This is a genomic window from Sodalis-like endosymbiont of Proechinophthirus fluctus, from assembly GCF_001602625.1.
Lineage (GTDB): Bacteria > Pseudomonadota > Gammaproteobacteria > Enterobacterales > Enterobacteriaceae.
On record NZ_LECR01000092.1, the window covers coordinates 47,946 to 59,063 of the forward strand.

At 51.5% G+C, this 11,118-nt stretch carries 6 protein-coding genes and 5 pseudogenes; 6 read left to right on the top strand and 5 right to left on the bottom strand.

The annotated features are described in order from the left end of the window. Positions 1 to 142: 142 nt before the first annotated feature. A pseudogene (locus BG74_RS21080) lies at positions 143 to 226 on the bottom strand (hypothetical protein); the annotation flags it as partial. A gap of 1,456 nt (positions 227 to 1,682) precedes the next feature. On the opposite strand from BG74_RS21080, the pseudogene nrdD reads away from it, so the two are divergent. The 3 genes and pseudogenes from nrdD to BG74_RS14610 all read left to right on the top strand — a co-directional run bounded on the left by nrdD (position 1,683) and on the right by BG74_RS14610 (position 4,843). Further along, positions 1,683 to 3,826 (top strand): annotated as a pseudogene (gene nrdD, locus BG74_RS09610) (anaerobic ribonucleoside-triphosphate reductase). Positions 3,827 to 3,883: 57 nt separating this feature from the next. After that, positions 3,884 to 4,192: pseudogene (locus tag BG74_RS11945) on the top strand (4Fe-4S cluster-binding domain-containing protein); the annotation flags it as partial. Positions 4,193 to 4,696: 504 nt separating this feature from the next. After that, positions 4,697 to 4,843, top strand: a complete 147-nt coding sequence (locus tag BG74_RS14610) for a hypothetical protein (protein WP_187202884.1) — start codon at positions 4,697 to 4,699, stop codon at positions 4,841 to 4,843. 365 nt (positions 4,844 to 5,208) lie between these two features. Here BG74_RS14610 and BG74_RS18610 read toward each other — a convergent pair whose 3' ends face one another. Then, the gene (locus tag BG74_RS18610; protein WP_244267513.1) at positions 5,209 to 5,406 is read right to left on the bottom strand and encodes a hypothetical protein; all 198 of its coding nucleotides are present in this window, start codon (positions 5,404 to 5,406) and stop codon (positions 5,209 to 5,211) included. On the opposite strand from BG74_RS18610, the gene BG74_RS11950 reads away from it, so the two are divergent. The 3 genes and pseudogenes from BG74_RS11950 to BG74_RS18615 all read left to right on the top strand — a co-directional run. Further along, positions 5,360 to 5,485, top strand: coding sequence for a copper-binding protein (locus BG74_RS11950; RefSeq protein ID WP_244267510.1), 126 nt, complete (start codon positions 5,360 to 5,362; stop codon positions 5,483 to 5,485). The genes BG74_RS18610 and BG74_RS11950 overlap by 47 nt on opposite strands. 69 nt (positions 5,486 to 5,554) lie before the next feature. Beyond that, a complete protein-coding gene (locus tag BG74_RS09615; RefSeq protein WP_066598140.1) occupies positions 5,555 to 5,827 on the top strand; it encodes a hypothetical protein in 273 nt (90 codons plus the stop codon). Between the two features lie 220 nt (positions 5,828 to 6,047). Beyond that, a pseudogene (locus BG74_RS18615) lies at positions 6,048 to 6,996 on the top strand (efflux RND transporter permease subunit); the annotation flags it as partial. A gap of 233 nt (positions 6,997 to 7,229) precedes the next feature. Here BG74_RS18615 and BG74_RS15110 read toward each other — a convergent pair. From BG74_RS15110 to BG74_RS09645, 3 genes and pseudogenes are all read right to left on the bottom strand, one after another. After that, positions 7,230 to 7,451, bottom strand: a pseudogene (locus BG74_RS15110) (hypothetical protein); the annotation flags it as partial. A gap of 126 nt (positions 7,452 to 7,577) precedes the next feature. Further along, positions 7,578 to 9,224 carry a Na+/H+ antiporter gene (locus BG74_RS09640; protein ID WP_066598150.1) on the bottom strand — a complete coding sequence of 549 codons (1,647 nt, stop codon included), beginning with the start codon at positions 9,222 to 9,224 and terminating at the stop codon, positions 7,578 to 7,580. A gap of 450 nt (positions 9,225 to 9,674) precedes the next feature. After that, a complete protein-coding gene (locus BG74_RS09645) occupies positions 9,675 to 9,965 on the bottom strand; it encodes a hypothetical protein (protein ID WP_066598151.1) in 291 nt (96 codons plus the stop codon). Positions 9,966 to 11,118: the final 1,153 nt, after the last annotated feature.

Sequence of the window (11,118 nt, forward strand, 5' to 3'; positions counted from 1 at the left end):
CAGGGGGGGGAACGACGTACCGCTTCTCCCCGAAGCGAACGTAAGCATTACAGCATCGGTTGGTCCGGATTATGGCCCAGTGTGGGTGGAGCAGTGTGGCCAGCAGCACTTGACGGACGAAAATTCCGTTACCGGCCTGCTAGAAATAATATGCATACGGCGTGTGGTCCACGTCAATGGCGATTTTGTCCACCCGCGGAAGCGGATGTAAAACCTTCAAGTTGGCGCCGACCATCTCGCCATGGGAGGATGATGATGCCCTGGCGCGGGATTTCTGAAAGACATAAAAATCGAGATTGAAGCTATCGCCGTACGCCGCTAGGCAAAGTGCAGGTGGGACCTTGGCTGCCCGGCGTCATCTTATCCTATCCGTTGTTGCTATGACAACTTGGTAACTGATGACAAGAAAGACGCCTTTGCCCATGCCAAAAGGCTCACGCAGGCAGGGTAAGCAAAAGTTGGAGTGCTGACCTACCTTCGAAAAGCAATTTCCAGGGGTATATAAAGGACCAGACGCACTTACCGACAGGGCTAACTTCGGCATTTCCGAGTGGATATTGTTCAAGCAGTTGGAATAGCGTCGGGGACGCTCTGGATGGACAGCGACACTCGTCAAAACTTCAGTGGCGTGAAAATTGCTACGACAAGCGTGGTGGCGAAGCAATCCTGCCGGTCGAACCGCCATCGATAAGATCGATGCCATGGAGCATATTGGCACGGCCGTTGAAGCCTGCCTTTTTGTCCTACCGGTCGCCGTTAGGGAAAACAAACTGGCAAGACTGTGATATCTTTGCCAGCCTTGTGAGGCCTCGACTACGGAATCCACCATCGGTTTTCACGATCATTTCCTGGTCCTCACCAAGGTGGAGCCTATGGATGGCAAGCAAATGATGCTAGACGATACCCTCTACTTCATGCTCTGTTAGCATGAAGTAGAGGTAGACTTCACATCACGACATTGGTACGTTCACAGCCGCTCACCGAGCTCCTCGGTGCGATGGTGTTTAACGACGGGAAGCTTCCTATCACTGCCGAGCTTTTAAAGCGCGTTTCCCTTGAAAGCGCGTGGCGGACAAAATTAAGTATGAGCAAAAAATAAGACGCCATCACCCGGCAGCACCAATTGGTGCTGCCTTGCCTTAGGTTCACCGCGGCACAGCCTTAATCGATAACAAGGTCCCCCTTGTCTTTATCGCTCATAGCCGCAGCGCTAGATGCTATTGCTTGTGTTGCATTAACGCTCCACCGATTTATCACTGCTGTCAAGTTCAAATTTTCCCCTAACAAAGGGGAAAAATTCTCCTACCTCTCCCTTTTCCAGTTATTTCATGCCGGTACCACGCGGACGGGTAGAAATTATGCTGACCAGCACTTCATCCGAACATAAGCTTTATTGCGCAAGGTCAATTTTTAGTGCGATCGTTGCGACGTTTTCCTACACCTTGTACCAAAATAACATCACAAAGATTACATATAATAGCGTCATGCTATGAAGCGCACAAACCACCAGCAATCGACCTCTTCATCGAATCACGGACTATTTATAGCTAGCATGCGCGGTTTACGCGTGTAAACGCGTCTGAGTCGTAGCCGACCCCGTTGGTAACATGAGCGATTGTCGTTTTTAGGCGCTACCCGCTGGCGGGGCGCTTAATCTATCTCGGTACACAAGGAGTCACATCGTGCAACCGGTAGTGATCAAACGGGGCGGATGTCAGGTCAATTTCGATGAACAGCGTATTTTCCAGGTGGTTTTGCATGCCCCTCACAAGCAGGCAGGCGTAGACGCCGTGGATTATTGCGCGACTGTCGCCGCACAGGTAGTGCAGTAAATGGCATCACCGCTCCCATATGGATATCTATGATATCCATATGGGAGCGGTGGAAAATCATCTGATGGCGGGTCCTTACAAAACCCTCGTGCAGTTGTACATCGAATACCGTCACGATCGCGACGTGACGCACGAGCAGCTGGGCCGGTCGGTTGAACTAGGAAATACGCTGGCTGGTGGAAACAGAGTAATATTATGATGTTAAACGAAAACGCCAAGAAAACGCCAATAAGGAAAACAAAGTGATCCCCACCCAGCGTGATTTTCTGGCCGGGATCGTCGCCAAACATGACGCCCGGCAATACATGGTGAGATTCATTATCACGATCTGGACTATTCGCCTTTCTTTCCTATGTTCAACTGCATGCTAATTTATTTATAGGGTATACTTACCCAAGGTTTTAAAATGGGAAACGCTGAGAGATAGGGCCGCTGCGCTCGATCTCCGCCGCTACTGTGGTCACCCGCGTAAATTATTACCCAGGTTGCCAGCCATATTTACGGCAGCACTACTATTAATCGGATAGATGAAATTCTGGCCCCTATGTCGCCGCCAATTATGACAAGCACCGTAAAACCGCCAGTGAATGGCATATTGCGTATGCGGGAAGAGCCTTCCGCGCGCTCGCACCGAAAAAAGTGTTTCGATGCTTTCCAATAGCTGGAATATGAGGTCAATACCCTGCACACATCCAACGGCCAAGCGCCGTTGTCACTTTCGGCTTCGGGCTTTGCACCAGCAGCGCGGAATCGCAGCTTATTCAACAGTCCATACTGCTCAACTGCATCGCTGGGCTGGGTAAAAACTGGAAAACCGCGGTGTTCCCCAAATTAGTATTCTTAATTCGTGACGGCGTAAATTATAAGTTCAGCGATCCTAACTATGATATCAAATAGCTAGCGCTAGAGAGTGCGCCAGTAAACGGATTTACCCGGACATCTTCAAATTACGACTAGCTGGTGAAGGTTACCGAGGATCATTTAAAACGCCGATGGTCTGGAGTAGTTTCCTTGGGCCTATGAATAGAAAATGGCCAACTTGTTCACGACGACCGCAATAATCTTGGCGTCATCAATCTCAGTCTGCCACGCATCGCGCTGGAGGGGCTAAGCGCGGCGAAGAGCGCTTCTGGTCATTGCTGGACGAACGTCTGCGGCCGGCCAAAAAAGCATTGATGACACGGTATCTGCCGACTGGACGACGTTAAGCGTGGTCGTCGAGCAAATACTGTATACAGAAGGGGACTGTGGCGTGCGCCTGAAAACGGATGACAACATTGCCGAGATCTTTAAACACGGTCACATCACCATTTCTTTGGGCTATATCGGCATTCACAAAAATATTAATGCGCTGTTTGGCAACCGCACCCACGTTTACGAAAGCATTGCACTGCAAGAGAGTGCTGACGATCGTCGCATAGTTGCAGGCAGCTACCGAAAGCTGGGAGAAAGAAACTAGTTATAGTTTCAACCTCTACAGCACACCGGGCGAAAACTTATGCAACCTCTTTTGCCTGTCTGGGGGCACCGCCGATTTTGGTATTATCGACAGAGTAACTGATAAAGGGTATTACACCAATAGTTTCCATTTATATATGGAAAATAAATTGGACCAATATGACAATATGGATTTCGAGGCGTACTATCCGCCTCTGGCTATCGGCGACTTTATCTGTTGTAGCGCGGCTTTATCTATTGTGGCGAGTACCCCACCCAATCTACAGCACAACATGAGTACGCTGGAAGATGTCTCTGGGACTACAGCTATCACAGCGTGCTTATTATAGTACCAATACCCTATTTATAGTACCAATACCCTATCGATGAAGTTCCAAGAGTGCAGTTTTACCGGCGAATTTTCTTACAACAGTAATAGCTTTACATGCCCAGAAATGCGGCAACTATAACCCGGCGCGCGTGTCGTTGACCCAACAGTTCTGCAGTTATCTGGGCAGGGCACCCAAGATGCACGGCCATTTAACCGCTGGCAATAAGAGGAGGTCAAACGGCGCGTCAAGTATCACTTGACCGGCGAGCTATGTTAAGGAAAGATGAATTTCTATCAATACTGCCCTATGGATGTCAAACAGCCCCAGCACGCGCTGCACGCTGTTCGTCTCCGGCTGCGAGCACCAGTGTCCGGGGTGCTACAACAAAAGCACCTGGCGGCTCAATTCTGGGTTACCCTTTACCGCGCAAATTAAGGGTTACATTATTTGCCATTTTCAGGATACACGTATCCGACAGAAGGGATTATCCGTACGGTGGCGATCCGTTATATCCGGCAAATCTAGTGCTGATTCGCCGGCTGCTTGCAACGGATTCGCCGGGAATGTCCTAAATAAAGATATTTGGATGTGAACCGGCTTATAACCCTCGTGGTCCCTAACCGAGGCGCAGTAAAAGGTGGTAGCGCTAATGGACGGCAAATTCGTCCAGGATCTGCACAATCCCGCGCTGATTTAGCGCGGCAGCGGCAATCAGGTGTGATCCGCGATTTTAATGCGCAGCGCATTCTACAAAGCGCAATCTTGCGGGCGTCGCCCAATGTGGCGGACATAACCAAACCGATGGGGTCAGCCGACGCGAGGGGTAGTCATACCTATAACCACTGATGCTGCCGGAATAGGGGGTAATCTCGGCGGCACGGGTGACTTATACGCCGCCCTGTCGGCGGTGCTCACACTGACCCAGCCCGCGGAAATAGAGCCGTTNGTGGTGCTCTAAGCCGCCATAGCGCCGGAAAACAAGGCCACACGCGTACTTAAGTCCTGTAAGTAGTCACGGGTGACGAATTGTCAATAATTGGTCCCACCCGATTCAGCCATCTTCTTCGCAGCCGCCGGCAGATTGCCTGGCAGTGCATGCTGTTTATATGGCTGTGGATGAACTCGCAGCTGGTGCTGGCCAGCCACGATTACAATCTTAAACCCATCTTGCTGCCGCCCAATATTCAGTATAGTGTGAATGCATGCGTCATCCCGCAGCTTGGCCACGCCAAGCACCACTGAACCGATCTGCAGTAAACACTAACAGATTTAATGCAATAGGATAACCACCACGCGTCGCTTATCGTACTGCCGAACAGCGCCAGACTTAATCTAATCGACCGGCATGAGCCGCAGCAGCAACAAATCTTTGCCTATTTGATTCAACCTATCATTGGGACCGCCGGCGAAAGAGAAGTTCTGCCGCTACCAAGAATAACCTCCCGACAAAACGCAACCGGTTGTCGAAGCAGCAATTGCGCTGGCAGCAATTGATTTTTGTTCACGAACTGTCCTTATGGGTACTGTATTGCTCAGCGTTAGCGCTGTTATAAGCCTATTTTCCATTTTTTACCGCTGGACTCCTTTTTTGTCCGCCACTCTAATCATCACCAGCGATCCCAGGGCGATTGTGCCGACGATGCACAGCCACGCCGATGTCCTCTCTCCTCCCACACATGACACCCATCTCCGCTGACGGCCAATCCTGTATGGCGCAGATAATACATGCCCACGCCGGCGCTATGGCCGCCGATGACCATGACGTTCGCGTTGCTTAACGTGCTTGTGGCCAAACTACTCGCCACAGGCACGGCGGTAAATTTTAGCTTCCGCTTGCAAGGTGACAGCTATACCATCACCGCTATTCAGCCCGTCCAGTATTAAGCAATAAAAATCATGCTGTTACAGTGCTGTTATTCACCGACATAGCTGGTCTTCATACTCCTTTTCTCCATGACCGCCGCCGCTGAAGAGATGGGACTGGTGGAGTCACTGGCCCGAGCCGAACGACGCTACTCGGCAGATTTATCTGCCATCGTTTACCAACTTCAAGCGCTGGAAAACCAGGCCGACAACACCAATCAGCTGCCGGATCCGCAGCTTAAATTCGGCATTGAAAATATCCCAATAGGAGGTAGTAACGATCGCCACTTCAGCCGGGAAAGGATGACCATGAAGCGAGTGGGCATCCATCATGCAGGAGTATATCAGTCAGACCAAAAGTGACAGCAAAGCTGACACCATCCTCGCCTAAGCAGGTCGTCACGACTCAAGATGCTCACCCTGACGCCCATCACAAGGTGCTACATTGGCACGATCCCATGGTCCCTGGCCAGCGCTTTGACAAGCCGGGCAAATCACCGTTTATAGAACCGTCAATATCGACGATCGTTGCCTTCACGTTATTCCAGCACGTGCTGGCAGGCTAGTAGATAAATTATAGATGCGCATCGCTCGCTATGGCGTAATAATGGTGCAGACGCTGCAGTCCCTGGTCGCTGCAGTCGTCCGCGGGGAGAACATCGGCCAAACTATCGAGGGGCGCGAACGTTTTCCCATTAATGTGCGCTATCTCGCGCGAGCTGTGGAATTCGGTACAAAAAATGCGCGATCTGCCTGTTATTACCCCGGCCGGTGCACAGGTTACACTCGGAGGATTTGACCTCCAAATCTGCGTTAATAGCGAGCTACCCGATGCTGAAAAGAGAGAATGCCCAGCTGTCGAACTGGATTTATGTAGATCTGCGCGGCCGAGATTTAAAATTAGCTGTTGAGGAGATACAGCGTGTGGTGACGACGCAACAGGTCAAGCTGCCGCAGGTGGTGTCTCTCATCAGCTGGTCCAGATAGTTCTGGTATCTCGAGTTCGCGCTGCCAGCGCCAAGATGAAAATCGTGCCGCCTTTCACGCTGGCGATTATCTTTGTTCTGCTGTATGCCACCTTCGGCCGGGTGCGCGATGCGCTGTTTAATCATGGGCAGGCTGCCGTTTGCATTGATTGGCGGCGCCTGGTTACTTTATCTGCTGCACTACAATTTGTCGGTGGCAGTCGCGGTGGTTTTTATCGCGTTGGCGGGCGTTGCGGCGGAATTCCAGCGTGATTATAGTGCTATATCTTAACCACGCGATAGTAAAGCACCGAGACGAACATGGTCAGTTGGGACGAACGGGCGTTACTGGTTGCCATTTGCGAGGGTGCGCTGCTGCGCGCGTGCGGCTGAAAGTCATGACCGTTGCGGCCATTATGTCCGACCTACTGCCGATCATATGAAGCGGCTGGCTCAGAGGTGATGTAGCGCATTTCTGTGCCGATGGTCGACCAGATGGTCAGTGCACTGCTGCTGTCGACGCTGGTCATTCCGACGCTGTACAAGCTGCTGCACTATCGCGGCTGATGGCGTCAATGCCGCCTTTGTCAATCCGCTGGATTTTCCACACTTTCTTGACCTCGCTGGTCACTTTGGCGCCTCATTGCTGGTCTAACCAAAACGGCCTGATGATAACATCAGGCCGTTTTGGTCTCTAATTTGCGCCGACATCACCTGTCCCAATAGCGCTATGGGGCGCTTGTCTGGAAGACCCGAGGCTGACTTCCCCGCGAAATCTCGCAGCTGTCGATGCGCGAAAATCAGTCCTTGGTTTTCAACATCTCTTTCTCATACGCCAGCGCCTGCGCGTTGTCGTACTGATTCTCCCATTTGGCGATTAACTAGCACCGCCACAGTATATCCCTTACAACGTTAAGCGTAGTAAGCGCTATATCGTTAAGCGCAGTACGCGCCATATCTAAGATATGGTCGACACCGGCGATAAACACCAGCCCATCCAGAAGCATGCCCACGCTTGCCAAGCCCACGCTGCCAAGGCGTCGCCAGCAGTACCAAAGTGGCACGTGCCCTGACTGACGCAGCGGGAAGTGCCCTTTATATTTCTGGACGAGTGGCCGATATTAATTTATAATGAAGAATTTTCGCTCTTATTCATGCTCGACCAGCAGTGCTTCCAGTAGATCCAAATCGTGCAGCAACTTCATCAGCGTTTGATTGCTAATTTTTTGCTGAGCGCGTAAATGATAGTATTCACCGCGCTCAGCGCGCAGCGCATTTAGCCGCATGCGCCGCTCCAGATTTTCAATTAGCAGCGCGCTATCCGCGTCGTCATTGCCGTCAATCCGGCGGCGTAGATTGCCAATAACCCGAGCGCTGACTTCATTTAGGATCTGAGTATTGATATTCTCTTCCTGGCTATTGGCCAGCCGCTCTTCCATTTTATGCAGGCTTTCAATGGCCACTTCCGCCGCCGCTGCGCGCGCTATTTGCTCTTCCTGGCGCTGCCGCGCCTTGTCGGACACCTGAATACCGCGCAACAACAGCGGCAGAATAATCACGCCGCAGATTAAAGAAAACAGGATCACACCGGTAGCGATAAACACCAGCTGATAGCGCGATGGAAACGCCGAACCATCACTAAGCAGCAGGGGTATCGATAGCACACCCGCAAGCGTGATGGCGCCGCGCACGCCGGCAAAAGAGACTATCAGAATCTCGCGGGTGTCATAGTCGCCGAACACCATCGGCCGCTTGGTCATGAAGCGCAAACTAGTGCGTTTCATCAGCCACAGCCAGCCGAAACGCAGCACCATCAGCGCAGCGTAGATAAGAATCACATCGGTAAAAAGCACCCAGGTTTGGATGGTGGGATCCAGTTCAGCCTGGGTAATAGATGTCTCAAGAATATATGGCAGCTGTAGCCCCAACATAATAAATACCATGCCGTTGAATACAAACTCCAGCATCGCCCAGACGCTATTACCGCGCAGCCGCATCGCCAGCGGCGCGTTACGGATAATGCCAGACTGGCCGATGGTCATGCCCGACGCCACTGCGGCCAGGATACCAGAAACGCCGATATGTTCAGCAATCAGATAGGCAGCGAACGGCAGCAGCAGCAGCAGCACAGTCTGCGTCGCAGCATCGTCTCCGCTCCAGCGGATGATAAGCCGCAGGGATTTGCTGTATCCCCATGTCACCCCCACGCCGACCAGCAGACCGCCTGCCGCTACTTTGAAAAACTCAAGCGAAGCGCCGCTGACGGAAAACACCATCGTCCCCATCGCTACCGCAATAGCGAATTTGAGCGACACCAGACTGGTGGCGTCGTTCATCAGTGCCTCGCCCTGTAAAATGTCCATCAACTTTTTCGGGATATGGCCTTCGCCTACGATGCCCGACAGCGCCACAGCGTCAGTGGGCGATAACACCGCCGCCAGCGCCAGAGCCGCTGCTAGAGGGATGCCTGGCACCATCCAGTAAATCAGATAACCGATTCCTACCACGGTGATAATGACCAATACCAGCGCCAGCGCCACTATCTCGCTGCAGTGGCGCAAAAATTCGCGCGGCGGTATTTTCCAACCGTCGGAAAACAACAGCGGCGGGATGAACAGCACCAGAAAGAGCTCCGGGTTAAAATCGACGCGTAATCCGAATTTAGGACAGGCGAGCAGCGCACCGAGCACGATTTGCATCAAAGGAAGCGGAATTTGAAACGGTAGGATACGTGTCACTACCCCGGATAAGGACACAATAAGGGTGAGGATAAGAATCGTAAAAAAGATTTCCATGCTTTCCTTAGTCTCTAACTTTTGCAACAATATGTATAGGATGCGCGAGAAAATCTCCCCGCAAACGCGAACCCCGATGATAGTAGATCATTTTTCCAGCAGTTAAAAAGCCGTTATCAACTATCGGCCGGCGTAACGGAATGTTTAACCGAGTGAGGCGCGACTGGTGCTTAATAAGTCCACAGTCATGGAAAGTCTCATCGAACTCGGATCGCCCTAAGCCAGGTAGCCATGGCTGAGGCTATGTAATTTTCATTGGTGACGTTTTCCACGTTGGCGCGCCAGACGATATTGTTTTTCGATAGTTGCATATCGTAACGCACACCTAAATCTAGGCGGGTGTCCAGCCGCTGGCTTTCAGGTCGTTGGCTTCATCAAGATATTGTGAACAGGAACATATTACTTACACAGCCAGTGGAGGTGACGCTGCTAAGCCCGGGCAGATCCCATTCACCACTCAGCACGAAATGACTGATAGTGCTGGGCCATGCCATTCAGGCGCACGTCTACCACCGGCTCGCCGAACAGATTCAGCTCAATACAGCGGTTGTGCTCTTCGGCGTAGTTTCCGTATTCATATTGTGCGTCGCCGTTGCAGATCCCCGATAGCGATAGGCTGCCACCGGCTTTTTGTTTCAAATGTCGCCAGCACGAGCCAGCGACACGGCCATAATCTGCTTTCACCCCCATTTCATTTTGCTTGGAGGTTTCGATGCTGGTGACCTGGCCGCTGTTGATCACGGTGCTAGTATTATAACCTGCAGGCGATTTCACCGGCCTGCAGTGCTTCGATATTGTTAGCATACATAGAGATGTGCTCCTAGGGTTTCACTACCATGCCAAAGGCCAGCGTTACCTTGGTGCGCTCGAATTTGTCTGACTGCCAGCTGGTGTAAGCGTAATTAGTGATATTCAAGCTCTGACGATACAGGCCGGCAGTCAGTTTCAGCAGAGCATCGAATCGACAATGTATCCGATAATTTTATGCTGCTGTTATAGATCCGATTGGTGACGCAAGGATCGTTCATCCTAACCGCCTGCATAAGTGGTATCAATGGTTTATCGGCATAAGTTAGATTATAGATATTGCTGGCAATACCTTGGGCCGATATCCGATCGACCGTACGCACTCGGGTATAGTTCCTGGAGTAATCCAGATTGACGTTATGATTGATAAAAAAGTCGGTGTCGAACTTCCCGCAAATGCCCGCTTGACTGGAGAAGCTGTCAGAGACATATGGTACTCTCATCTGCCTCATGGTAGCGTCGCTGCTGTCATTACAAAATAGTATGCGCTGAGTAAGAGTCCTATTCATAGGTATGATTGCCGCCGACCACGCTATAGACCGTCCAGTCATTGGTCAGATCATATTCGCCACGCTGCGCACCAAATTGGATTTCAATGTTGGTAAATGCTCACTTCTGACCGTAGTTGATGGTGGCGGAGGGGAAGGCGTCTTGAGGATTTTATCTATACCGGAGGTATACATCACTGAACGGGCGTTGTGAACCGTCTGTTTCTTGGTGGCGGCCGCATTTCAGAGAGGCGAGGAAATGGTCGCCGCGCCAATCCAGGCCGATGGTGATCATCTTCAGACCGCATTTGGCTTGTCCATCAGCATCTCGCCTTCGCATGTATGCCGTTGACTAACATGCCCCATTGATTGTTGCGCCAAAAACAACACGCGACGTCATAGGCGCCACCAACCTGATATTTAGAGGTGCAGTTGACGGAAATACGGTTCAGCGGCTTTTTGCCAGCGCGTTTCTATTCGATGTCAACGGTGCTTTCTACCCTGGTACCGTTGGGTAAAGCCATTGTCCAGTTTTGCCACAACGGTAATGATTTCGTCGTAGCAGTGGGCCCACCCGCTGCCGGTTGCTAACAGGGCTA

Excerpts from the sequence above, each read along its gene's own strand:
- BG74_RS09640 (WP_066598150.1), bottom strand. The coding sequence starts at position 9,224 with ATGGAAATCTTTTTTACGATTCTTATCCTCACCCTTATTGTGTCCTTA.
- BG74_RS09615 (WP_066598140.1), top strand. The coding sequence starts at position 5,555 with ATGACCGCCGCCGCTGAAGAGATGGGACTGGTGGAGTCACTGGCCCGA.
- BG74_RS11950 (WP_244267510.1), top strand. The coding sequence starts at position 5,360 with ATGACGTTCGCGTTGCTTAACGTGCTTGTGGCCAAACTACTCGCCACA.
- BG74_RS14610 (WP_187202884.1), top strand. The coding sequence starts at position 4,697 with ATGCTGTTTATATGGCTGTGGATGAACTCGCAGCTGGTGCTGGCCAGC.